This window comes from Lawsonibacter hominis, from assembly GCF_014287895.1.
GTDB lineage: Bacteria > Bacillota > Clostridia > Oscillospirales > Oscillospiraceae > Lawsonibacter_A > Lawsonibacter_A hominis.
The window spans coordinates 59,866-85,405 of the sequence record NZ_JACOPP010000010.1 but is presented as its reverse complement, the minus strand read 5'-3'; the positions used below and the strand labels follow the sequence as shown (position 1 = coordinate 85,405).

The 25,540-nt window shown below is 60.5% G+C and carries 14 protein-coding genes and 5 tRNA genes; 14 read left to right on the top strand and 5 right to left on the bottom strand.

Annotation, left to right across the window (positions count from 1 at the left end; translation table 11 throughout):
• The first annotated feature begins 4 nt into the window (after positions 1-4).
• On the top strand, positions 5-916 hold the full coding sequence (gene rnfB, locus H8S57_RS09010; RefSeq protein ID WP_186907749.1) for an RnfABCDGE type electron transport complex subunit B: 912 nt from the start codon (positions 5-7) through the stop codon (positions 914-916).
• 327 nt (positions 917-1,243) lie between these two features.
• On the opposite strand, the gene H8S57_RS09005 is transcribed toward rnfB, so the two are convergent.
• The 3 genes from H8S57_RS09005 to H8S57_RS08995 all read right to left on the bottom strand — a co-directional run bounded on the left by H8S57_RS09005 (position 1,244) and on the right by H8S57_RS08995 (position 2,876).
• Positions 1,244-1,435 (bottom strand): DUF1540 domain-containing protein, encoded by a 192-nt coding sequence (locus tag H8S57_RS09005; protein ID WP_186907748.1) that lies wholly within the window; start codon positions 1,433-1,435, stop codon positions 1,244-1,246.
• 65 nt (positions 1,436-1,500) lie between these two features.
• Complete coding sequence (locus H8S57_RS09000) at positions 1,501-2,343, bottom strand: DUF2238 domain-containing protein (RefSeq protein WP_186907747.1); 843 nt, start codon at positions 2,341-2,343, stop codon at positions 1,501-1,503.
• On the bottom strand, positions 2,340-2,876 hold the full coding sequence (locus H8S57_RS08995; RefSeq protein ID WP_186907746.1) for a gamma carbonic anhydrase family protein: 537 nt from the start codon (positions 2,874-2,876) through the stop codon (positions 2,340-2,342). Before H8S57_RS08995 ends, H8S57_RS09000 begins: the two co-directional genes overlap by 4 nt.
• Before the next feature lie 284 nt (positions 2,877-3,160).
• Between H8S57_RS08995 and H8S57_RS08990 the strand changes: the two genes are divergently transcribed.
• Positions 3,161-3,373 (top strand): hypothetical protein, encoded by a 213-nt coding sequence (locus H8S57_RS08990; RefSeq protein WP_186907745.1) that lies wholly within the window; start codon positions 3,161-3,163, stop codon positions 3,371-3,373.
• Between the two features lie 262 nt (positions 3,374-3,635).
• Here H8S57_RS08990 and H8S57_RS08985 read toward each other — a convergent pair whose 3' ends face one another.
• Positions 3,636-4,178 (bottom strand): putative ABC transporter permease, encoded by a 543-nt coding sequence (locus tag H8S57_RS08985; protein WP_256176086.1) that lies wholly within the window; start codon positions 4,176-4,178, stop codon positions 3,636-3,638.
• Between the two features lie 217 nt (positions 4,179-4,395).
• Between H8S57_RS08985 and pyrB the strand changes: the two genes are divergently transcribed.
• The 6 genes from pyrB to H8S57_RS08955 all read left to right on the top strand — a co-directional run bounded on the left by pyrB (position 4,396) and on the right by H8S57_RS08955 (position 6,078).
• Positions 4,396-5,454, top strand: coding sequence for an aspartate carbamoyltransferase (gene pyrB / locus H8S57_RS08980; protein WP_186907744.1), 1,059 nt, complete (start codon positions 4,396-4,398; stop codon positions 5,452-5,454).
• Positions 5,455-5,544: 90 nt separating this feature from the next.
• Positions 5,545-5,618, top strand: a tRNA-Gly gene (locus H8S57_RS08975).
• Between the two features lie 3 nt (positions 5,619-5,621).
• A tRNA-Arg gene (locus H8S57_RS08970) sits at positions 5,622-5,698 on the top strand.
• Between the two features lie 86 nt (positions 5,699-5,784).
• Positions 5,785-5,860: transfer RNA gene (locus tag H8S57_RS08965), tRNA-His, on the top strand.
• Between the two features lie 64 nt (positions 5,861-5,924).
• A tRNA-Gln gene (locus H8S57_RS08960) sits at positions 5,925-5,999 on the top strand.
• A gap of 3 nt (positions 6,000-6,002) precedes the next feature.
• Positions 6,003-6,078 (top strand) — tRNA-Lys (locus H8S57_RS08955).
• A gap of 207 nt (positions 6,079-6,285) precedes the next feature.
• Here the strand turns inward: H8S57_RS08955 and H8S57_RS08950 are convergent.
• Positions 6,286-7,419 carry an IS3 family transposase gene (locus tag H8S57_RS08950; RefSeq protein WP_186907743.1) on the bottom strand — a complete coding sequence of 378 codons (1,134 nt, stop codon included), beginning with the start codon at positions 7,417-7,419 and terminating at the stop codon, positions 6,286-6,288.
• A 290-nt stretch (positions 7,420-7,709) separates the two neighbouring features.
• Between H8S57_RS08950 and H8S57_RS08945 the strand changes: the two genes are divergently transcribed.
• The 6 genes from H8S57_RS08945 to H8S57_RS08920 all read left to right on the top strand — a co-directional run bounded on the left by H8S57_RS08945 (position 7,710) and on the right by H8S57_RS08920 (position 25,346).
• On the top strand, positions 7,710-8,150 hold the full coding sequence (locus tag H8S57_RS08945; protein ID WP_186907742.1) for a Panacea domain-containing protein: 441 nt from the start codon (positions 7,710-7,712) through the stop codon (positions 8,148-8,150).
• Complete coding sequence (locus H8S57_RS08940; protein WP_207723745.1) at positions 8,144-9,004, top strand: hypothetical protein; 861 nt, start codon at positions 8,144-8,146, stop codon at positions 9,002-9,004. Before H8S57_RS08945 ends, H8S57_RS08940 begins: the two co-directional genes overlap by 7 nt.
• Before the next feature lie 707 nt (positions 9,005-9,711).
• The gene (locus tag H8S57_RS08935) at positions 9,712-12,168 is read left to right on the top strand and encodes a winged helix-turn-helix domain-containing protein (RefSeq protein WP_186907740.1); all 2,457 of its coding nucleotides are present in this window, start codon (positions 9,712-9,714) and stop codon (positions 12,166-12,168) included.
• Positions 12,169-12,288: 120 nt separating this feature from the next.
• Positions 12,289-12,582, top strand: a complete 294-nt coding sequence (locus tag H8S57_RS08930; protein WP_186907739.1) for a hypothetical protein — start codon at positions 12,289-12,291, stop codon at positions 12,580-12,582.
• A complete protein-coding gene (locus H8S57_RS08925; protein ID WP_186907738.1) occupies positions 12,575-13,021 on the top strand; it encodes a hypothetical protein in 447 nt (148 codons plus the stop codon). Before H8S57_RS08930 ends, H8S57_RS08925 begins: the two co-directional genes overlap by 8 nt.
• A 124-nt stretch (positions 13,022-13,145) precedes the next feature.
• Positions 13,146-25,346 (top strand): S-layer homology domain-containing protein, encoded by a 12,201-nt coding sequence (locus H8S57_RS08920; protein ID WP_186907737.1) that lies wholly within the window; start codon positions 13,146-13,148, stop codon positions 25,344-25,346.
• The last annotated feature ends 194 nt before the right edge of the window (positions 25,347-25,540 follow it).

The window sequence follows — 25,540 nt, the reverse complement described above, 5'->3', positions numbered from 1 at the left end:
GAATATGCAGACTGTTATTATCGCCATCGTTGTCCTGGCCGCTCTGGGCGCGATCTTTGGCCTGGTCCTGGCCTTTGCAGCCAAGGCCTTCGCCGTGGAGAAGGACCCCCGTGAGGAGGCCATCGCGGAAGTGCTGCCCGGCGCCAACTGCGGCGGGTGCGGCTTCCCCGGCTGCGGCGGCTACGCCGCCGCCGTGGCGGCCGGCAAGGCCCCCGTCAATGCCTGCGCAGCGGGCGGCGCGGCGGTGGCCGCCAAGATCGGCGAGATCATGGGCGTGGCCGCGGGCGACTCGGTGAAGAAGCTGGCCCAGGTCCACTGCACCGGCTGCGGACAGAACTACAAGAAGTACGAATATGTGGGCCTGCACGACTGCGTGGCCGCCTCTTTGCTGCCCGGCGGCGGCGAACTGGGCTGCGCTTACGGCTGTCTGGGCCTGGGGTCCTGCGAGAAGGCCTGTCCCTTTGACGCCATCCATGTGGTGGAGGGCGTCGCCCAGGTGGACGAGGACAAGTGCAAGTCCTGCGGCAAGTGTGTGGACGTTTGCCCCAAGCACATCATCGCCCTGGTGCCTTACAAGACCCGCCGCCACGTGGCGATCCGCTGCTCCTCCCACGACAAGGGGCCCGATGTGCGCAAAAACTGCGACAACGGCTGTATCGGCTGCACGCTGTGCGCCAAGTCCTGCCCCAAGGAAGCCATCAGCATGATCGACAATTTGGCGGTCATTGACTATGACAAGTGCATCGGCTGCGGCATCTGCGCCCAGAAGTGCCCCCGCAAGCTGATCACCGTGGACGGCAAGGTGCCCGAGCCCAAGCCCGCGGCTCCCAAGCCGGCCGCCCCTAAGGCAGAGGCGAAAACCGAGCAGGCCCCTAAGGCGGAGACGGCGCCCGCCGCCGCTTCCGAGGAGAACTAAAACAGGAAAACGCCCCGGCGGTCCATAGGACCGCCGGGGCGTTTTTCACAGGCTGTCGAAAAACCCTCCTGGAGAAGAGCCTGGCAGAGTTGAGTCGTCCGCAGACGACGGAAGGAAAGGAAGTTCCGTCATTTCCGGCGACATGCGCGTCGGAAATGACACCTCTCATGACGGACAGGGCGACTTTTCTGCAAGAATCGAGCCCTGTCCGTCATGCATCCCTCTGTCGAAAAAGGCCTTTGGCCTTTTTCGACAAGCTGAGGAAAACGCCCCGGCGGTCCATAGGATTGCCGGGGCGTTTTCCATTGGGGATGCGTGCGTCAGCGGTCAGTGATGCTGGCAGCAGCTGCCGTTATTCCCAAGCTCGAAGGACGCGCATTCGGTAGAGGCACAGTTGGTCACGCTGGGGTCACAGCAGCCCACCTTGATCTCATTCAGGGAGCAGTAATTCTTGTCGTTGCAGTGATAGGCGCAGCTGGACACCGAGCACTTGATACTGGGATTGGCATTCTTGTTCATGATTTCATTCCTCCTTTTAAGGGTACGGACTTAGTATGTACCTGGAGGGGAGGAATATGCCTTGCTTATTTTTCCTTGGTGGATGGTTCCTCCGGCGGCAGCACTTGAGGAATAAAGCGCCGGGCAAATTTACCCTGGCCGCGGTTCTTGACGTAAAAGTAGCCGATGATGGAGAAGACGACCGCGCCGATAAAGTTGACGAACAGGTCCTTCATCGTGTCCAGCAGGCCGATGTCCAGATAGCCGCCCAGGCCCAGGGAATGCTGCGTGCCGTCGGCGGTGACCACGATTACGTCCGTGATATTCTGGATAGCCGTCGGCGTGTTGCCCCCGGAGGGATCCAGCATGACCGAACCAATGGAGTGTACGACCGTGTCCTTCTGCATGTCCAGCAGGAAGAGCTGGTCCATGGTGCACTCGAAAAATTCCCAAAGCACGCCGATGGTCATGGAGAAGCAGAAGGCCACCAGAGCCAGGTAGAGGGGAGAGAGCTGGAAGGCAAGGCTTCCTCTGCGGTTGAGGATGTCCAGCAGCGAAAAGCCGATGGCGGCGCACAGGAAGCCGTTGAGGGTGTGGAGCATGGTGTCCCAATAAGGGAAGTGGACATAATACGCCTGGATCTCCCCCAGAATTTCAGCGGCGAAGATGAACAGGAGGATAATGATCTCCAGGGTATCGGGCACGTCGATATGGATGGTGCGCTCGATAAAGCTGGGGATGGTGAACAAGATCAGCGTCAGGATGCAAAGAAAAGCATTCTCAAAGTTGCGGTTGAAGATCTGGGCGATCAGCACCAGCACGACCAGCACCCGCAGGATAACATAGGTCGCGGCCAGGCGCGGGTTTTCCTTGACCTGTTCCCGCAGGGTCTTGCGGTAACGACCGGACTTGCGATCGGCCTTTTTCATGGCACGCCTCCCGCAGTGGGTCCGCCGCACAGAGGGAGCTGACCGGCGGACAGCGCATGGTATGTTTGGGCGGATTCGGTCAATTTGGCGGCCTCGTCGGGGCGCAGCGGCCGGATCGCCTTGGCCGGAGCACCCATGACCAGGCTCCCGGATGGAATCACCGTGTTCTGTGTGACCAGCGCGCCGGCGGCCACCAGGCTGCCCGCTCCGATGACGCAGCCGTTGAGCAGGATGGCGCCCATGCCGATGAGACAGCCGTCTTCCACCGTGCAGCCGTGCAGGATCGCGGCATGGCCTACGGTCACGTCCCGGCCGACCGTAACCGGGAAAGCGGGGTCGCCGTGCAGGATCGCGGCGTCCTGGATGTTGGAGCCCCTGCCGACGCGGATCGTACATTCGTCGCCCCGCAGCACGGCGTTGTACCAGACGCTGGCCCGGTCCTCCAACGTCACGCTGCCCACAAGGGCGGCGCTGTCCGCCGCCCGGGCGGTGGGATGCAGGACGGGGGTGTGTCCCTGGAAATTCTGGATCATAGCGGACGGTTCCTTTCCGGTTGGATACGACAAGTCTAGGGCATTACCGCATCATTCAACGCGTGCGGATTGGCGCGAAAATTTGTGCCGCAAAAAGGCGCAAAACCGCAGGAATACTTTTTGTATTGCAAGGTTTTGCAACGCATTTGTGGGGCAAATTGGCCGCCAAGACGTGCGTGGGGAATTGTCCGGTGATACCCTAATTCTTATTATATCGGATGAACGGCTCCATGGCAAGTCAAATCCGAGGGGCGTGCGCATAGGATAGCCTGGAGGTGAGTGATATGGATCTGAAAAACAACAAGATCACGGTAGGAGAACTTCTGGACAGCCCGGCGGCCCGGGCGGTGTTCCAGCGGCGCTTTCCCATGGTGATGAAGCATCCGCTGCTGGGCGCCGCCCGTACGGTGACGCTGGAGCAGGTGATCTCCTTCGCCCAGGCCTACGTACCGCAAAGGACCATCCAGGAGACCCTGAACGAACTGCGCCGTGCATAAGGAAAGGCCGATCCGGCCTATACCCAACACCGGCGGCCGGGGGCCTTCTTAACGCTGCGGTCTGGGAAATGACGCTTTCTTTCGCAGCCGGTTTGCAAGAAGCCTCCCCAAGGCCTTTGCGCGGCTTTTGGGAGGAACGCGTTTTGCCGGGTGATCGCCGCGCAACAGCCCCGGAGGACTCCCTCCGGGACTGTTGTGCGGCGCAGAGCCGCCGCAAGCGGGACATGCCGAACGGACCCGTCTTTACCGGTGCGGGAAAGGGTTATGCCGCATGGCGTTTGGCCCGGAGATACCAGCGCAGCGCCCCTGTGTCCCGCGCCCGCCGCAGCACATAAAAAGTAAGGACGCCGTCCAGAAGGGTGAACAGCAGCGCCGGAACGAAGAGCCAAGGGGGCAGCAGAGCGGTCAGCCGCTCCACCACGGGATGGACCACCCGCAGCAGCGCCAGAGCCAAAAACCCCCAAAACAGGGCAAAGAGCAGGCAGACCCGCCCGCCCAGGTTCAGCGGCAGATGGGAGTAGTCCCAGAAAGACACCCGGGCAAACGTTTCATAGAAAAGGCCGGTCCCATATTCCACCGCCGTGCAGACCAGTGCGGAACAGGGAAAGAGCAGAAGCGGGTTTTGCCGTACCGGCTCCGGCAGCAGCAGGATGGCGATGGCCCCCAGACCGTATACCGGACACAGGGGGAGAAAATAGCGGCATTTCCGGTCCCGTTTGGGGTTGCGGGTGAGGCGGGCAAAGGCCACCTCCGTCAGAAAGCCCAGAAAACTATAGATCACAAAATACCAGAACCACAGGATCACGGCGGAGCCTCCGTCCATACGATAGTTGGGTCCACTGGAGATAGCATGGACGGGGCGAAAAAAATCATACGGTGCATTTTTTAGCAAAAAAGGCAGTCCTGGGGAGGGGTGCCAAGGCGGGACGCCGAAAGAGGCGGAAAATCGTCAAATCCCCTATTGCCTGTCCGGGGTGGCATGTGATAAGATAGAAAAAATTCAAAAGGGGACTTGGATCGAAATGCGGCATCTGATCGATTTTGGAGACCTGACGCGGGCGGAGTGGGAAGCGCTGTACCAGCGGTGCAGTGCGATTATGGACCACCCCGCCGATTTTATGGACGCCTGCCGGGGGCGGGTCATGGCCAGCCTGTTTTATGAGCCCTCCACCCGCACCAACTTCTCCTTCCAGGCCGCCATGCTCCGGGTGGGCGGCACGGTGTTCGGCTTTGCCGACCCGCGCTCCACCTCCACCGCAAAGGGGGAGACCCTGAAAGACACCATCAAGATGGTCTCCGGCTATGCCGACGTGGTGGTCATGCGCAATCCGAAAGAGGGCGCCGCCAAAGCGGCCTCCCTGTATTCCAACGTACCGGTCATCAACGCCGGGGACGGCGGGCATATGCACCCCACCCAGACCACCGCCGACCTGACCACCATCACCCGCCTTCGGGGGAGCGTGGACGGCCTGTCGGTGGGGCTGTGCGGCGATCTCAAGAACGGGCGCACGGTGCACTCCCTCATCAAGGCCCTGGCCAAGTTTGAGGGCGTGAAGTTTTACCTCATCGCCCCCCGCGAGCTGGCGGTGCCCGAGTATATCCGCGCGTTCATGAAGGAGCGTGGCCTCTGGTTTGTGGAAGTCACCGGATTGGAGACCGTCATTCCCCAGCTGGATGTGCTCTATATGACCCGCATTCAGCGGGAGCGCTTTGTGGACCCGCTGGAATACGAGCGCAACAAGGGGATTTATGTGCTCACCCGCCGCAAGCTGGAGCGGGCCCGGCAGAACCTGCTGGTCATGCATCCGCTGCCCCGGGTGGACGAGATCGCCATCGACGTGGACGACGATCCCAGGGCGGTCTATTTCGAGCAGGCCCGCTACGGCATGTTCGCGCGGATGGCGCTGCTCACAGACCTGGCCAATCAGGAGCGTATGGACCCAGGCGCGGTGGAGATCGGGAAGGGGCCGGTCTGTTCCAACCCCAACTGCATCACCCAGACCGAGCACTACCTTCCGCCCCTGGTCAAACAGAACGGCGGTGTGGACTGCTGCGCCTTCTGCGACGCACAGCTGCGGTAAATCCTTCAAAATCAGGGAAAAGGGCGTTGACAAACCGGCTCGGATGTGCTATTATTCTTTGGCTGACATTCTCTGAGTATCGGCGCCCGTGCGGGTGTAGTTCAATGGTAGAATCCCAGCCTTCCAAGCTGGTCGCGTGGGTTCGATTCCCATCACCCGCTCCATATGCGCCTGTAGCTCAGGTGGATAGAGCAACTGCCTTCTAAGCAGTGGGTCAGGGGTTCGAGTCCCTTCAGGCGTGCCAAAAATGAGGAAATCGGTGTTTTGACCAGGAAACATGCCGCTGGTATGTTTCCTGATCGCCCAAACTCCTGGCGTGGCAAATCCATGGTGGATGTAGTTCAGTTGGTAGAGCATCGGATTGTGGTTCCGAGTGTCGCGGGTTCGAGTCCCGTCATCCACCCCATACAAACTCAAGGCGGAAGGGCCGGAGCGTCCGCTCCGGCCCTTTGCTTTGGAACCTGCTATGTTGGGGTGTAGCCAAGTGGTAAGGCACGGGACTTTGACTCCCGCATTCGCAGGTTCGAGCCCTGCCATCCCAGCCATATGACTCGTTAGCTCAGTCGGCAGAGCAACTGCCTTTTAAGCAGTGGGTCCGGGGTTCGAATCCCCGACGGGTCACCAAGTGAACGAGGGTCGACTTTTGGAACAGTTTTTATGGACTGTCCTAAAAGCCGGCCCTTGTTTTATCCTCAAAGCCTTGCTATTCAAGAGTTTTGCTGTGACAAGTTGTCCGTGAGAATCTGGACACTAAAATCCAAACAGTTGAAAATGACGGCAGAAGCAGCAGAAAATCTGAAATCCGAACCCCACTTTCCAGAAACAGAACTTTTATTGTTTCCTAAAAAATACGTCCTCATATTGCTCTGGAGTTTGAAGGTTCAGAGTGGTATGCGGGCGTTTTTGATTATAGAAAGCAATGTATTTGTCGATCTTCTTTCGCATCTCAGCTTCAGAGCGGTAAGTACTGCGGTAAAACTCCTCCTTCTTGAACACGGCGAAGAAGGATTCCATCACGGCGTTGTCGTGCGGCGTTCCCGCATTGGAAAATGACTGTGTGATTTTTAATTTCTTCAGCAGCTGACGGAGCGCATGGGAAGTATATTGACTGCCCTGGTCGCTGTGGAATATCAAATTTTCTCCCGGTGTTCGGGTCTCGTAGGCCATCCTGAGCGTTGCTGTAATCAGCTGTGTACTATTGCGTGTGGATACTTTATGGGCTATTACTTTTCTGGAATATAAGTCAATAATGGCGCAGAGGTAATAATATCGATCCTTCAGTTTTATGCAGGTAACATCGCTGGCCCACACGCAGTTCGGAGCCTCTGCATAAAACTGCCGTTTCAAAATGTTGGCTTTCCGCTCGTAGCTGCTGAATTTTTTCCATTGGCGCTTTGAGGTGGTTGATACGCTGCTCAACCCCATCTCACTCATAAGTTCCCGTACCAATGTTGTGCCAGCTCGATAACCGCGCTCATGAAGCACGGCACAAATTTTCTCGCTCCCGAATCTCTGTCGGCTTTCCTCAAAGATTTCCTGAATTGCCGTTCGCAATTCTTCCCGATGTTTGGCATAGGAGCTGTTATCCCGCTTGTTTCGCTTGATGTGGTTGTAAAAGGTTCCCCTCGGAACATCTAAGGCTTCGCAAAGAACATGGACACTAAACTGGCCATAGAGTGATTCCAATACTGCAAGCTTCTCCTGCGTTGTCGCGTTAGCAATCGCGGGAATGGATTTCAGAACCGCAATAATTTGCTCCTGCTTTTCGCAGCGGCGGAGAAGGCTGTCGAAATCTTTGGGGGTAACTGTACGGGCGCTGTTTTTTGATTCAACAGGCCGATAAGCCTGAATCCAAGAGTAAAAGGTGCTTCTGGAAATTTGGTGCTCCTGGCAGATCTCAGTAACCGACTTTCCATTGTAATACTGGGATACCAATTCTTGCTTTTTGGAGTTGTTATACCTCATAGCTGTTCCTCCGTAAATTCGATTTTAATTCTATGGACCATCTATGAAGTTAATAAAGAACTATAAATACATCAAGTCTTTGTTACATTAAGTATGGTGTGTTTAGTCGCTGTAAGGTTGTATTGAAATATGCAACTTTACAGCAAGTGCAAACTATAATAAAGAGAGTATTGAACGCTGGAACTCCATTAATATATATTGAGAAAATTACTTAGAAATGTAGATTTAATTTTGCATTGCTGCTATACTAATAGTAGTAACATGGAATTATTATGAGAGGAGGTATTATGATGACTTACACCGCAGTTGATATAGCAAAATATATAGTGTCTTACTGTTCTGGAAAGCACCGCCCTGTGAGCAATCTCAAGCTTCAGAAGATGCTTTACTATACATGGATCGACTACTACAAGAAAACAGGAACTGCACTTTTTTTCAATGAAATTTGTGCGTGGCAACTTGGACCGGTTGTACCTGATGCGTATTATGAGTTTTGCTCTTACGCAGGCACCCCCATCATTAGGACATATGATGTTGAGCTTTCAAGCGGAGACACAGCCATCATTAACAAAATAATAGAAGACTATATTCCAATACCGGCGAGTACCCTTGTGAATAGGAGTCACAGAAAAGGTGGTCCGTGGGATACCGTATATCAAGACGGACTTGGAAACCGTGGTATTATTCCATTCTCACTTATCAAAGATATGGAGTGTGTAGGCACATGCTAATTGAGGAATCTATTAGAAGACAGGGGGAATTGCGAAATTGTCTTTATGAAATGGCCTCAACTTGCATGGATGAAACGGGGATTCGCTCCATATCAATAAAACTTAAGGCTTTATACACAGATGGATTCCGGCACAATTACTCCGATTTTTTCCCGCTGATTGTCGAAATTGCAAAAGACGACAATAATTACAGTCTGGATTACCTGTCCGAAAATATTGAAGCAGCTCGGGCAATGGTTGAGAAGGACTATATAGGCGGAGAAAAAGAGTTTAGAGGTTTGTATAGACCATTGTCTAAATTAAGTGATCACATAAACTTGGAGATTGGCCGCTATAGTTATTATTCAATTAATGAACAACAAGTAAAAGATTTGGAAAAACGAAATCAGACACTCCAAAGAGATTTGCGTACGGCAACTGATGAACTTGAGAAAGCTCAAAAGACTGTATCTTCAATGCAGACGGAGCTGATAGCTGTTCTAAGCATCTTTGCGGCAATTGTTCTTGCTTTTTCGGGGAATATAAGTTTTCTGGGCAATACATTAAGCGGCATAAAAGAGGTTTGCCTTTTTAAAACGGCCTTCTTCGTATTGTTGTGTGGACTAATTATCTTTAACTCAATCTTCTTAATGATGTATATTGTTGGGAAGATTATAGGTCGAAACATATATGCCCGATGCAAAAGCGAAAATTGTACTTGTGGAGAAGATGGTGCTCCCGCGTGTTGTGGTATAACTCGCATAAGGAAACGCTTGCCATATGTATTTTGGATGAATGCTATTCTACTAATTATGGTTGTTGTAGATGTGGTTTTATGGTGTCTTAATCTGAACTATTGGCGTATGCCATTCTAAAATTGGCGTTGTCTACATAATCCTCAGTCCAAAATATTCAGATTTCCAAGTGTTACTCCGGACTTGAAAATGGCGGCATCTATAGTGTTGCGATGTTCCAAAACAAAAGGACATCCTTACGGATGTCCTTTTGTTTCGGGTCCCGCCGCCCAGAGGCGGCTCCACCCTTCGGTATTTGATAGGCTCGGCGGAAGTGGATTCCGCCTGCGCCAAGGTTTTGCCTGCGGCAAAACGCTTGCGCCGCGCCACCCGGCGCGGCCGCCAGAAGGCGGCTCCGCCCCTGGTATTGACAGGTGAAACGGTTCGGGCAAAGTGAATTCGCCCTGCGCCAAGGCTTTTGCCCTGCGGCCAAGGCGCCGCCGCTGTGGGGCGGCTTGTTAGCTCCTCAATGCCCCGGCACTTAAAGCGTTGGGCTTCGGGGAGCGCGCCGCCTGCGCCCCGATGGTATCTTTATTGACGGTGGAAGTACACTTCGCCGCAGCCATTCCCCGCTTTACTCCGAATGGGCGCGGCGCTTCTGATACCTGAAGTGACCAGCAACGTCAAGGCCACCCCTGAGAGGGGTGGCCTTGACGTTGCTGCCGCTTCCGCGGGTCGCCCTGCTTGGACGCCGGTTCAAACTGGGGCTTGACCGGGCCGGAAAAAACTGCTGTAATAATACTATATGCGGCGGGCTGGACATGCCTGCTGCGAAGGAAGGGATCCGTATGCCAAGAGGAAGAAAGATCAACCCGGCCGCCCTTTATTTCCCGGCTGTGATCCAGGAGAAGCTGAGCTATCTGAAGGACTACCCGCTGACCATTGCCCACGCGCCGGCAGGGTTTGGGAAGACCACTGCGCTGAATCATTTTTTGGAGCAGAACTTGTCTCAGACTACGCCGGTGCTGCGGCATACCTTTCTGGTGCGGCAGGCGGCGGCCTCGTGGAACAGCATCTGCAGGCTGATCGCCCGGGTGGACCAGGGCTGCGCGGAAGAGCTTTCCGCCATCGGCATCCCGAACAGCGATACCGCCGCCGATACGGCGGAGGTGTTGGAAAACCTGGAGTGTCAGCGGGAGACCTATCTGGTGCTGGACAGCTTCGAACTCTCCGGACTGCCGGAGCCGGAGCGGTTTTTGTGGCTGTTGTCCAAGCACGGGGGCGAGAAGCTGCACATCGTGGCCGTAACGCGGGAGCTGGCGGTGAGCCCCATGCTCTCCAATCACCGCATCTACCGTATGAACGCGGAGGATTTTATGTTCCGCGCGGAGGATACGGCGGCCTATTTCCATCAGGCGGGGCTGGACGTGATGCCGGGACAGACTCTGGCCGCGCATCAGGCGGCGGGAGGCTGGGTGCTGGCCCTGCACATGCAGGTCATGGCCTACGTGAAAAACGGCAGCTTTTCCACAGCAGGGGCGACCCAGCTGATCCATCAGGTGGTATGGGACGGGCTTTTGGAAGCGGAGCGGCAGCTCTTTCTCTCCGTGTCCATTCTTCCGCGCTTTACCCTTGCGCAGGCCGCGGAGCTCTCCGGGATGGATGGGGCGCTGACCGAGGCGCTGCTGGAGCGTCAGTCGGCCTTCGTCCACTTTGACGAGGAGACCCACTCTTTCTATCTGCACACCGTCTTTGCCGCATTTCTCCGGGAACAGTTCCAGCTTTTGCCGGAGGAGCGGCAGAAGGCCATCTATCTGGCCGGAGGCGATCTGGCCAGCCGCTCGGGAGACCGGCCCAATACCCTGCGCTTCTACTATTACTCCGGAGACTGGGAACGGCTGCTGGCCATGCCTTTGACCAGCTACGAGCTGGCGGACGTGATCGACGAGTCCACCCGGCCCATGATCCTGGACGTGATGGAGCATACGCCCTACGCGCTCAAGGCAAAATATCCGGCGTCCATGGTGCCGCTGGCCTTCACCCTGTTTTTCCTGCATGAGAACGCGCAGCTGATTGCCATGCAGGGGGAGATCGCCCAGATCATCCGGGAGAGCGACCTGCCCCAGCAGCGAAAAAATGAGCTCCAGGGGGAAATGGAGCTGCTGCTCTCTTTTTTGGAGTACAACCGCATCGGCGACATGAGCCGGCGGCATCGCCGGGCGCTGGAGCTGCTGGGTGGGCCCGCCGCGCTGATCAACCGGAAAAGCACCTGGACCTTCGGCTCTCCCTCCATTTTTTATATGTACTGGCGGGAGAGCGGCAAGCTGGCCGAGGAGCTGGCGCAGATGGATGAATGTATGCCCATCTACTACGAATTGACCCGGGGCCACGGCGTTGGCGCGGAGCATGTGATGCACGCCGAGGCCTGGTTCCTCCGGGGGGAGGACGGGGAGGCGGAGATCCTGTGCCACCGGGCGCTTTTTACCGCGGAGACCCGCCATCAAAACAGCATTTATCTGTGCGCGCGGTTCCTGCTGGCCCAGATCGCTCTGCTGCGGGGGGACCAGGCCATGTTCCAGGAAGCGGTGGGAGCCATTCAGGAGCGGTCCCGATTCAATACCGAGGACCTGTGCCGCTATACCCAGGATTTGTGCCTGGGGTGGCTGAACGCGCTGCTGGGCAATGACAAGGCCGTGGCGCCCTGGCTGGGGGAGGGGGACATCACGGAGCAGCGCCTGGTGGTGATGACACAGCCCTTCGCCTATATCATCTATGGGCGATGCCTGCTGCTGCGGCGGGATTGGCGCAGGTTGCTGGGGGCCTGCCAGCACATGCAGGCCCTTTCCTCCATCTTCCCCAACCTCTTCGGTCAGCTCTACGCCAAGCTCTATATGGCCCAGGCGCTTTGCGCCCTGGGCCAGCGGAGCGAGGCCGTATCCGCCCTGCACGAGGCGCTGGACATGGCCTTGCCGGATCAGGTGTACCTGCCCTTTGCGGAGAACTATGCCGGCATCCGGGATCTGCTTTCCGCCCTGGTCCTGCCGGAGCGCCGGGCGGAGCTGGAGCGTATCGCAGCGCTGGCGGAACGGCTGGACGGTTCGCTCGCCCGGCTCCGGGCGGAAAAGCCGGCCCTTACGCCCCGGGAGCGGGAGATCTACGAGTTGATCAAAAGCGGCACCACCAGCCATAAGGCCATCGCCGCCGCGCTGTACATTTCGGTCCCCACGGTCAAAAACCTGCTCAGCCGGATCTATGAGAAAACGGGGGTTTCATCCAAAACGCAGCTTGTGCTGCTGGAACTTTAAATGTGACTGATTTCCGGCGATAATAGCCAAACGGACTACATACATCCGCCCAAAGGCACTCTACAATGGTACTTGTAGAGTGCCTTTTTGTATGCAGAAACGGAGAAAGGAGGACGGCCTATGGCCGAATACAGGGAAGTGAGGATCCCTACCATCCTGCGGGTAATGCCGCTGGAGGGATACCGGCTGCGCTTGGAGCTGGGCAGCGGCAGTATCCTGGAGCTGGACATGGCGGGGCGCTTGGGTACGATCCGCTTTTGCCCCCTGGCGGAGCCGGAGGTCTTCCGGTCCGTGACCACCGACGGGCAGAAGCTGCGGTTCGGCAAGGCGCTGGAGATCACGGCGTCAGAGGTCATGGACCTGGCGATGATCCCGCCGCCCCGCTATACCGGGGGAAGTGAGGCGGATGGGTGAATACCGCTACAGCGGCCGGATCCAGGCGCTGGTGGAAGACCTTTGCGTGGAGGAGATCCTGTGCATGCGCCTGAAAAGCCGCGCCGGCGTATATCCCACCGTCACCTTCTGGGACGTACAGTATACCCAGCTCTACCCCCGGCACGCGGGGTTGAAGATCCTGTCCGTATGGGAAGCGCCGCCGGAGGCGCTCTCCGGCCCGGTCTTGTCCGGCTGTTTGGAACGCTGCCGCCGGGAGAGCGGGCAGACGGTCTGGGAGGGCCTGATCCAAACCGGCGCCCGGCTCTACCTGCACCGGATGAGCGACGGGAAAACGCGGCTGGTGGCGGCGGGCGGCCTGGAGGTGCGCCGGGAGCAGCCGCGGGAATTCCGCTATTGGGAAAACGGCTACACCTATCGGGACGCTTATCTTTACTATAACGTGGCGTCTGTGGATTAGACGCAGTTTCGACCCCTGGGAAAGAACGAATGGACGGCGTTTGCAAACGCCCGGACGCTGGCTCAGCTCCAAAATTTCAACTGGACATGAAGAGGACGCTTAAACTGAGGAGGTATCTGCACCCATGAAAGTGAACTGGAAGCGCATCATCAGCCTGGTGCTGGCAGCTTGCCTGCTGTTGGGCCTGCTGCCCGCCCAGGCGATGGCCTACTACACGCCGGCCGGGAGCAAGCCGGTCATCCAGACGGCCAACGGCGCGCTGGAGCCGGAGGACGACTGGGATGAGGTCTATCCCTACGGCGCCTTTGCCCTGGACGCGGCCGAATTGACCCTGTCCGAGGGCGGCGAGGGCACCATCACCCTCTACCGCCTGGGCGGTACGACCGGCCGGGCCACGGTGCTGGTAAGATATGAGCCGGTGGTCTATGCCAACGAGGACCAATCGCCCAACTACGCCAACGCGCTGAGCAGCGGAGACGTGACCATCCGGGTGGAGGAGACCCAGAGCGCGGCCTGGTACCAGCCGGTGGGCAAAGCTCCGGACCCGCTGGAGCCGGAAGGGACCGTGTCCGTGCGTCAGAGCCGGGCGGACGAAAACGGGGACGTGGTACTGACGCTCTCGGAGGGGCGCGCCGAACGCTGGCAGTGGTATATCCTCAGCGGCGGAGACTGGAAGACCATCGGCAAGGCCACGGAGGCCTCACTGACGGTAGCCGAGGCGGATCTGGACGGGTATGATTTCCGCTGCGTCTATACGCTGGGCGGCGTGACTTACTGCTCCGACTCTCTGCTGGGGCGGGAATACGTCCGTCCGGCGCAGGAGACCCTGGAAGAAAGGCCGGAGGATGTGCCCCTGTGGAGCGAACCTTCCTACCTGCCTCTGGCCATGGACGAGGCGGATCCCTACAGCGGCTATGCCTTCGCGGTCACCTTCGCGGAGGACGAGTGGGTCAAGGAGCTCCGCGTGACCATCGAGCAGGACGACGAGGCGGAGGCCGACGAGTTTGCCACCTTCCGCCTGGCCGGCTGTGAGGGCGGGGCCATTCTGGACGCGGCCAGCACCCTGATCCTCCATGCGGTGGACGACGAGACGCCCGAGGCCGCGGAAGTCGGCTTTGCGCTCACCCAGGTGCGGGCGGACAAGTCCGCGGGCGTTGCCGAGGTCACCGTCCGCCGCACCGGCGGCACCCAGAACGTGCTGAGCGTGGACTGGGCCACTGCCGACGGCACCGCCAAGGCGGGGACGGACTACGTCGAAGGGAGCGGTACGCTGGCGTTCTATGCCGGGGTGGACGAGCTGACCATCCGGGTGGAACTGATCGACGATAAGATCGTATCCCGGGAGGATACCGCGGACTTTCAGCTGAAGCTGTCCAATCTGAAGGGCGGGGGAGACCGGGCGGACCTGTATACCCTGGGGGCGGATACCGCCGTTGTGTCGCTGTACAATACGGCCGCCGGCACCGGGGAGAATCTGGCCACCGTGCTCTACGACGCGGGCGTGGTGGACGTCAGCGGCGGCGTATCGGAGAGCGGCACCATCGCCGCGCCCGCCGCCGGGCCGGACCTGACCGGCGAACAGCAGGAGAAGAGCGTGGGCGCCGTGGAGATTGTCTCCGGCAGCGCCGCCTCGGGGGACGTTTCCCTGTTTACCTACGATTATGCCGACCGGCTCTCGTTCCGTGGCGGAAGCTGGAGCGGCTCGTACGACACGGGCTATCTGGAAAAGAAAATGTACGGCCGGGATCACGGCCCCCACAACATGTATACCAACGCCTATCTCAACGAAATGTTTACCAATCTCAGCGGCCGGGTGAATTTTACCGCCGGAATGCATGAGGACTATGGCAACCCCACCTGCTCCAATCCCTATTTCCGGATCGCCGGTTCCGCCGGAAAGCGCTACGAGACCGGTTCCGACGCCCATCTGGAGGGCGGAAACAGCCTTTGGGGCGGCGGGACGCTGTACTGGACGCCCTGGAAATACGCGTCCTACGCGTTTGCGACAGACGCAGACGGCGGAGACGCCAAATACCTCCAGTTCGGGCAGTACGGCGTCAACGGCCAGAATCTGGCCGGCGATTACGGCAGGGCGTCTACCGATGGGCTCACCCTGACCCGCCGCCTGCTGACGGGCCGCTTCTCGCTGCGCATCTACACCGCCAACGATTCCGATTCCGCGAACGGAGCCACGGTGCTCAGCGAGGCCGCTGGGGCCTATGAGGGCATCAAGCCCACCATCACCATCACAGACGGCGGCGCCAGCAGCGGCAGGCCCTATGTGGGGACCACCATCCAGGTGAACGTACCCAACTCCGCCGCCTATTTCCCTGCGGCGCAGGACAGCAGCCTCTCCTACGCGCTGTTCCTGATGGATGCGAAGGGCGCGGTCCTCCGGCAGGTCAAGGCGGCCCCGGTCACCTCGGGCGACCGGGTGACGGCCTATACCATGACTCTGGTGTGGGACGGCATGACCGCCGCGGATTTTGCGGCCGATTATACCCTCTGCCTGGTCATGACCCGCAAGCAGTCCATCCAGGTGGACGTGGCTCCCTCCGTGCCCCGCAGTCTGGACGAGCAGGGCAACGTCCAGGCAAACATCGACAACAGCAAGATCGGCGAGACCATTGAAAATTTCTACCGGGACAGCCATATTTCCTATGGCTGTACGCCCATATCCGAGCGCCAGTCGGACCGGTTTGACACGATCACGGAGGTGAAGGCGGGGGACGCGCTTTTGACCCGGGAGGCGGCGGAGAACTCCACCCTCCTCAAGTCCAATACGCTGGAAAACCTCCAGTGGATCTGCTTCAATCTGCCCGCCACGGATAAGATCCTCTTCGGCGGCGTGGTCTATGACGGCAATGCCAAGATCTGGCTCAGGCAGGCGGACCTGGCCTCCGCCAACCTGACGTTCCGCTACTATCAGGGCGATTACGCCAAGGTGGACAGCGTCATGACCACCGCCATCGACCGCACGGCGCTGTATCTGGACGCCAACCGCAACGGCCGGATCGACGGCTGGTACAACGAGGCCACCGGCACCTTCGTGCTGACGCCGGTGGACGGCGTCAGCGATCAGCTGGTAATGTTCCTGGAGGATGGGGTGGACTACGACGAGAGCATCTTTGCGCCCCAGCCCTGCTTTGACAGCGACGGGGCGATCGCGGGGTATGCCCAGCACTTCCTGAAAGCCTTCTACACCATGACGCCCCGGAACCTCCAGGTGCCGGAGGGCGGCGAGGACGAACGGGCCCAAGTGCTGCCCAGCTTCGTCACCGACGTGACCGGCTCCGCCGCGCTGGGGCGCATGACGGAAGAGCAGAAAAGCTACCGCTACATCGTCAGCGGCCTGACCCGCGCCTATTCCGTGGAGGACGTGGCGAGCTTCGCGCCCAGCGAAGGCGACTATACCCGCTCCGCGGATAACCACGCCATGTACGGCGGGGAGGCCGGCAGGACCGGCGTCATCGACCTCCCCCTGGGCGGCGATTTCCACCCCCTGCGCATCGTGGGGGATACCGTTACCTGGGAGCCCCAGTTCAAGGGCAGCCTGCTCTATCCCTTTGCATATCCCTCCCCCATCACCATCCCCCACAGCCTGGCGGGCAGCAATATCCCCCTGGCCGGGACCGTGGCGGACGGCAGTGCGCGGGGCTGGAGCTATGCGGACGAGGCGGCGGCACTGGCCCAGATCAACGGCTACCTGGGCTCCTATGTCTATAACGACACGTATGCCCTCAGCGTACAGGTACAGAATAAGACCACCGATGAGATCGCCGCGGCAAACGGCCGGGTCTATCAGGCGGACGGCAGCGGGAACATCCAGGTGCTGGACGCCGACACCGCCTGCGCCCCGGCGCCCGAGCCCGAGAGCACCAACCGCTATGGCGGCGGCCTGTACGAGAATTCCGACTACCTCAAGGTCATGAACGGGACCGTTGCCCCGGATGCGGGCGTAGACACGGCCAGCAAAAGCACCGCCGGCACGATGTCCCTGATGGACGGCGGCGACGGCGGCATGTTCGAGATGGACGTGGGCACTCAGCTGCCCGCCTTTGAGGTCGGCGCAACCGACTATGTGACGGTCACCGTGGACGGTTATGAGGTCGGCTTCTCCATCGGGATCCCGCTGGGCGGCTATAACTCCAACGGCGACGCGGGCACCGGCGGGACCGGCGACGGCGGCAACAATCCGACGCCCAGCCCCAGCCCCGTCAACCCGCCCACGCCGACGCCCACCCCCGGCAACCCGCCCGAGAAGGAGAGCAACTGGTTCGGGCCGGGCAAGGCCAACGCGGCCAACGGGGAGGACATGGCCAAACTGTGGAACTTTATCAGAGGCAACAGCGGGGCGGGCGAACTGGACGACTCCTGGCTGGCCTCTCATCCCGTAGCAGACCAGAACGGCAAGAAGGCCGACCCCGAGTTTACCTCCAAGGGCTTTTCCGTGGGCTTCTCCGTAGCGCTGGCGTTTCTGTTCAAATACGACCCGGTGAGCAACGCGTATCAGTTCAACCAGTTCACGGTGGCGGTGTCGGCGGAACTGGAATTTACCCTCCAATACCGCCTGTCCTTCTTCCCCATCGTGTACATCTTCCTCACCTTCGGCGGCGGCATCGAGCTGACCACCGGCCTGACCGTGGACCGGGAGGTCCACGAGATGAGCGACAAGGTGACGCTGGCCGATCCGGAGGATCGGAGCGCGTACACCTACGCGGAGACGCTGGAAAAGGATCAGACCGTAGCCTTTACGACCGATATCAAGGCCTCCCACATCACCTTCTCCGGACGGCTCTACCTGGATTATGGGGATGAAGAGCGCAAAGGCATCATCGAATCCGACGGCAGCGCTCCCGTGCTGATCATCATGGCCAAGCAGGACGGGGCGAAGCTGAGCGAGAGCAAGACCGTCACGCTGCGGGCCGTGGACGAGGAGACCAGCATCACCCGCGTGGCCAAGGTGGATTATTCCGAAAACAACACCTACTGGAACGGGCTGGAGCTTTCCCCTTCCTTTATGATGGAGGCGGGCGCAGGCCTGGGCATCGTGTGCTTCAAGCTGGAGATCTTCCTCAAGTTCAACGTGGGCGCCACCTTCCTGTTCGGCGAATACGAGCGGGACTATAAAGACGGCGTCTATACCGGCTATCACTACAACGCCGCCAAGGTGAAATCCTTCGAGCTGGGCATCGGCCTGGCGGTGCGGGCGGTGTTCACCGTGCTCAGCTATGAAATGGATCTGATCCGCTACGCGGTGTCCTATGAGGACGGCGAGGGCTGGTCTACCGGCTGGGGCGCCTTTGGCGATCGGATGGGTACCCTCAGTGTGGAAGACAGCAATGGAGACGTCTATTCCTCGCCCATCTCCATCGGCCTGCTGGGCAGTACGGCGGATACCCAGCGGATCTATACCCCGGATACGGGGGACGTGTCCCTTTTTGCCTACCAGCCCAGCGACCAGGACGCCCCCTTCGAGCTGTCCGGCTACGGCTCCTCCGGCGACGCCTTCAAGCTGGTGGACGGACTCATCACCGGCTATGATTACAAAGTGGTCAGTGTGGACGGCGCCAACTATCTGGTCTATACCGTCAGCCGTGAAACGGCCGGCGAGATGGACAACATGATGCTGGTGCTCTCCAAGATCAAGGCAACTACAACGAATTTGAACGAAAAATATGCCCTGGTCAATCCGCTGGATGAGACGTCGGCCACCCCCTACATCGAGCTGGACAATGACAAAGCGGGCGATCTGGGCTTCTCTGCATGGACGGAGGGGAGCGCCATCCACGCCGCCTGGGTCAGCTATCAGGCGGCGGACTGGGCGGCGGGCGGCAGCGTAACGGTACCTGCCAGCGCCTGCCCGGCGGATATGAACAAGTATAATTACGCCTCCTTTGCCGGCAAGGTCGCCGCTGAAAACGACCCCGCCGACGTGCCGGCGCCGGAGCAGCCCCAGCCGCCCGCGCAGACGCTGGCCCAGCCGCAGCCATCCAGCTATTATGTAACGGCAGCGGCCTACGATCCTGAAACGCACGCGGGCTATACGGCCTGCCCGGACGAGGAAACGCCCGCCCATTATCTTGCGCCGGGCTATGAGGATCTGCCTGCCGCGGAGCGCGCCTACCAGGCGGCGCTGACGGTGTATGAGGCCAACCGGAAAGCGTGGGAGGACTACGCGAAGGCCAGCGCAGAATACCCGGCCAAACAGGCTGCTTATGAGGCGTGGCAAAGCGAGCAGGCGGAATACGACCAATACAAGGCCTGGTATGACTATTTTGCCGGAAGCCAACAGGCACAGACGGACGCCCGGGCCCTTGCGTTCACCGCGGCACAGACCAATACCGTGATCCGGACGGCCGCCTTCGACACCACGCAGACGGAGCAGGGCTTTACCGGACATAAGACCCTTTCCGGTACCGGTACGGAACACCGGGCCGGCGTTTCCCTGCCGGACGGCGCTGGGGACGCGGTGTTCTACGCCAGGGCCCATCACTACACGGAGGATGAGATCGCGCAGAAGACCGCCGGCTATCAGGCGCATCTGTACCGGATGTACAGCGGCGTAACGGATCCGGAGGCGCGGCAGGCCATGGTGGCGTACGGTCTTCAGACCGCGCTGGCCCAATGGCAGATCAACGGCAAGTACAGTGAACTGCATGCCAGTATCAACGGAGTGGATGTGGGCGCCGCGCTGGCCAAGGACGCGGACGGCGCCGGCGGCGAAGTCATTGAAAACATCGACGTGCTGAAAAAGGATGCGAATACCTACTACGCGGCCTATACCACCGGCCTGGACAGCGCGCAGGACAGCGACCTGGCCCATATCCGCCGCCTGTATCTGCGGGCGCTGACCAAGACGGGGGATACGTGGGATTGGGGCGAAGCCCGGCTGCTGCGCACCATTGTGGACTACGACCAGACCGACAGCAGGGACGGCTTCTACCGGAACGGCGCGCTGGCCGGCGCGTATGAGAACCCCTACTTTGCAAACCTCCAGTTCCTCAACGGCAAGATCGGCGGCAAGCTGCAGGACCCCGAGACGCTGAGCCTGCTTTCGGACGGAATTGACCCGGAAGATTTCCTGCTCTTCGAGATGAACGGGGCCGCTTATATCATCAAGGCGGATAGTCTGGACAGCATCCTGACCAGCGGAACCGGCACCCTCTACCCCTTCTTCAAGGCGGAGGACTTCGTGCAGGCTGACGGGACGACCAGGAGCCAGGCCTCCAGCGGGCGCACCGCCGTCACCATCGGGGCGGACAGCGCGGGCGGCATCGCCGCCGTTTACGTATCCCCCGTGTCGGGCACGGTAAACAACGCGGTCTACCTCAGCCGCTTTGACCCCGAGACCGGCACATGGAGCGCGGGCACCATGCTGGCCATGCGGGGCATGCAGATCTATGAGGACAGCATCGCCAACAACTGGACGGCGGAGGAGGCCCAGGCGGCCTACCTGGGCAAGCTGGAGGGGTATGAGAACGCGTATGCGCCCAAGGACGATCCCGCCCAGTTCACCTTCGCCAACCTCCAGGCTGCTGTGGGCGTACAGGTGACGAGCGAAGGCGAGTGCAAGGATACCCTGCTGGTGCTGGCCCAGGGCAGCATGCTGCCTCTGGAGGAGCGGCAGTCCGGCGGCGAGACCATCCTCATGCCCAAAAGCGGGGCGGACGCCAGCGTGGGCATCTATGCGCTGAGCTACGGCATCGGCGGGCAGGGGATCGGCGGGGACCATCTGAGCTTCCCCTTCTACCAGTTCACCGCGGGCAGCAAGCTATACCCCACCCTTTCCTTTACCAACACCGGCGACGCGGCGATCCGCGGCAGCCAGGCGAACAAAATCACGGTGAAGCTCATGGTCCAGCCCGCGGGCGGCACCGGGGCGGTGGAACTGGGGAGCTGGACGGTAGCGGAGAACATCCGGCCCGGCGAGACCGTGACGCTGAGCGGAACGGTGGAGCTGGACCGGGACCTCCAGGCCGGAAGCGTATTCTATCTCACCGTCAGCGAGGATGCGACGTATGCCGAAAGCGCCTTTCAGGCCACCACGCTGGATACCGACGCGGATGGGAACCCCACCGGGACCCTGGTGGTGGAGGAGAAGCCGGAGCTGGGCTTTGAGCGCTTCAACCTGACCCGTAAGGGCGTGGATGAAAACGGAAACACCATCCTGGAGGTGGACTTCCAGGTGGGCAACCGGGGCAGCGTGACGGCGGAGGATGTGTATGTCCAGTTCCAGTATGAGAACGGCGTCGACGCCGCTACCGGCGCGGCCGCCTACGGCGTGCTGGACATCACCGCGGCAGAGCTGCGCGTCTCTCAGGAAGAGCGGCTCACGCTTCTCGACGCCAGCACCGACACGGAGAAAAAGAACGGTATCCTCTACCTGTACAACGCTTCGGATGGGGGCGATATCCGTTCCGGCTACGGCCGTACCGTCACCGGAACGCTGCTGGTGCCGCCCTCCTGCTACCAGGGGGCTCAGACCGGCAGCCTGAACCTGAAGGTGGAGGTCTTCCGTGACGCGGACCGTCTGGAGACCTGGACACAGGGCGTGCGCGTGGCGGAGCATGACGAGTACGATACCCTGAACAACGTGCAGACCAAGAGCTTTGAGCATACCACCTATCTGTCCGCGCCCGACCAGCTCTCGCTGGCCATGGGCAATACCCTGCGCCTGCCCGTTGCGGCCTTGTCCACCACGGGCGCCGCGCCGGTCATCACCGCCACCGAGGCGCCGCCCAGCGTGACCGGAGAGCAGAACCACCTCGGGATCCTCTACTATAACGCCGCGGACAGGACCGTGGTCATCGTGCCCTCCTCCCGGGGCGCCGGCGTCATCAATCTGTACGATGCCCAGACCAATACCACCCAGGCCATCGCGTACACCGTGAGCGGCCAGGAGACGGGCATCAACATCTATAAGGACAACAACTTCTTTACCTTTATCAACAAGAACGGCGGCATCTATGACGAGAACGCCGGTCCGGACGGACAGACCTGGTCCTTCAGCAAACATGACGTTCCCGCGTGGGGCGCCGACAACACCGCGCCCTCCCGGGGCGACCTGTCCTATGCCGAGGGCGGCTCCAGGCTTACCTTCCGCACCGTGGCCTCCGCCATCGACCTGTACGTTAAGGGCACCGTACAGGTGGAGAGCACATTCCCCGGCTTTGCGGCACAGACCGTCGCCGCTGAGGGCGGAACAGCCGGTTATGCATCCATCTCCTTCGGAGACAATGTGACCGGCTACACCCATACCGTCACCATCACCGTACCGGAGCGTACCGCGGAGGCGGTGCAGTTCGACAAGCTGGTGGAGTATTATTACGGCAACGCAGTCCCCACTCCGGCGGACGACGGCAACGCGCCCCAGATCTACTGGAGCCGCAGCTTCCCGGACACCGCGTCCATCCAGAGCGGCAGCGGGAGCGTGGCGCTTACCTGCTATGTGCTGGATGACACCGGGCTGAGCTCCCTGACGCTGAACGGCACGGTTCCGGCGGCGCTGAAACAGAACAGCGCGGGCTTCTGGCAGTTTGACGCAGCCGTGACGCAGAACCAGACCCTGGTGGTGCAGGCGCGGGATCAGGCGGGCAATACCACCGCCCGCAGCGTCGCGGTGGACTGGTTTGCACATCCTGTTTCCAGCAACACCAACGCGTACGCGCCCTTGCTCACCACCGCGTGGAAGATCAGCACCGACGGCGGCGAGACCTACAGCGGCCTGCCGGCCGGGCAGTATGTGAAAAACCTCCAGAAGGCCGCGCTGGAAGTGACCGGCACGCCCCACGATGCGGAGACGCCCATCGCCTCCGCCGGGGTGAAGTTCCATGAGGTGAAGACAGAGGAAGGCGCTTCCGGCTGGGAGCTGCAGGAGCTGACGGCCCTTGCGGATCAAGAGAGCCTCTTCCAGACAGAGCGCAATGGAATCTATCAGGCCACCGTCACCGCCCGGGACGGCACTTGGGCCACCCGCTTCGTGCTGATGGAGCAGATGGACTCCGATATCCCCACCGTGACCCTGGAGGCGGAAGAGGCAGACCCGCTCAAGCTGAGCTGGTCGTCCTCCAAGGGAGCGAACAGCGCGTCCCCGCTGACGGACATCCGCATCAACGGACAGAGCCAGACCATCCGGAGGGATCAGACCATGCTGAAGGGTTCCTTCCAGGCGGCCTTTGCCGGCGAGTATGTGCTGGAGGCGGAGGACGGCGCCGGGAACGTGGCCACCAAGTCCCTGACCGTTACTAAGACCGTACCCATTACCCTCAGCGAGGGCGCGCAGATCATTCGGGAGCCCTGGAACCAGGCGGCAGACAACGGCGAATATGCCCTGGACGCCGCCAGGATCACCGGCGGGCGCTATGATGCCGACCGGTCCAAGACCGAGACCGGCCGTTATCAGGGCGCGTATGAGTTCGTCCTTCTGACCGGCGCAGAGGCCCCCAAGGACGGCGTGCCGCCGGAGGAGGCCCAGTGGAGGGCGGATACGGAGCGGCTCACAGGGCTCAAGCCCGGGGCGTATGTGCTCTATCTGCGGGACAAGAACGACCCTTCCAACATCCTGCACAGTGATGTGACCATCGGAAACGCCTATATCCGCTATACCGCAGCCGTCAAACGGGCCGCCTACGGCCAGAACAACGGCGCGATCTACGTCACCGCCTCCGGCGGACGGGACGGCGCTGGCCTGTACCAGTTTGCACTGATCCCCAAGACCGGCAGTCAGAAGGACCTGACGGATGTAGCGGCCCTCACCGGCTGGCAGAGCATCCGCATGCCCCTTGCCGCGCTGAACCGGACTACCCTGGACGCACTGGCTGCGGGTGACTATCAGCTGGGTGTGCGCCTGATGGCGGGCGTGACGGTGAACGAACTGCAGGACCTGGGCACGCTGTACGACGCGATGACGGACGCCAAGGCCCGGGTGGATACGGCGCAGGCCGGACAGTCCGCAGCAGCGATCCGGAGCAAGGCGGCCGAATCGGTAGCCGAAGCTGCCAGCGCCCTGCAGGTCTGGCAGACTGAGGCGGGAAATCCGGAGACCGAGGCGGCGTACAAAGAACGGATCGGAAACGACACGGCCGTGCTGGCTGCATTGGAGGCATGGCTGAACGCGGCAGAGGCCGAAAGGAATGCGAAAAAGGCGGCCTATGACAGGGCGGTGAGCGACTATTTCACCGGCGTACACACCGCATCCGCCGCGGCTGCGAAGAATGCTGCGGAGGACGCGCTGGCCGCCGCCACAGCGGCCTACGAGAGCGAGCGGGACCGGTTGAACGCGCTGGCCGACGCGGCGTATGAGGCCGACCCGACCCTGTGGGAGAACGCGGCCACCGGCTTTGTCAGCGTGGAGGCTTACATCCCCGACGGCGGAAGCGGCGCCTCCTCCGCCGGACAGGTGAAGCGGGACGACCTGACCTATGACGAGACGGAGAAGACCGTTACCGTGACCTTCCCGGAGGGTGTAACCAAGCTGTCCGATTCGGTGAAAAAGCAGCTGGTGGAGGATAACAAGAACTATGACATCCTCCTCCGGGATGAGGGGCTGTACGTGCGCATCCCGGCGGGCACACTGCAGGAGGGAGACGACATTGCCAGGAGGATCGTCCGCAATGACGGTTCCTTCCGGGACCTGACCGGCTGCGTGATCGTGGTCACCGGCGCCGACGGTACGGAGCAGGTCCTTATCTGGAGCAGCCTGACCGACAGTGAGTTTGCCTACATCGCCTCGCTCCCCGGCTCCTACCGGGTGGTGGACGCCAGCGAGATCTTCTATGACGTGCCCCCGGATTGCTGGGGCCGTGAGGTCATTGCCTTTGCTGTGGCGCACGAGTTGTTCCGGGGCGTGGGCGGCGGACGCTTTGCCCCCAACGCAGCCATGAGCAGGGCCATGTTCGTCACGGTGCTGGGCCGTCTGGCCGGGATCGACCCGGCGGACTATACCGACCGGGTCTTCCCCGACGCGGACCCTGACGCCTGGTATGGACCTTACGTGCAGTGGGCCAGCGAAAGCGGCATTGTAAGCGGCTACGGAAGCGGTCGCTTCGGACCGGGCGACCAGGTGACCCGGGAGCAGATGTGTACCATCCTGGCCCGTTATCTGGATGCCGCGGGACAGAAACTGCCCAAGGCGGCCGACGCGGCGGCCTTTACCGACGCCGCGCACATCAGCCCCTGGGCGGAGGAAGCCGTCGCCGCCTGTCAGACCGGCGGCCTGATACAAGGCAAGGTCGGCGGAACGTTCGATCCCAAGGGCAGCGCGGGCCGCGCCGAGGCAGCCGCGCTCTTCACCCGGCTGATCCGGGCATTGCTGAAAAGCTGACTCCATACAAGGAAGCGCTGTGGGGCGCGGTTTTCATCGGAAACCGCGCCCCACAGCGTCAGCTTGTCGAAAAAGGCCAAAGGCCTTTTTCGACAGAGGGATGCATGACGGACAGGGCTCGATCCTTGCAGAAAAGTCGCCCTGTCCGTCATGAGAGGCGTCATTTCCGACGCGCATGTCGCCGGAAATGACGG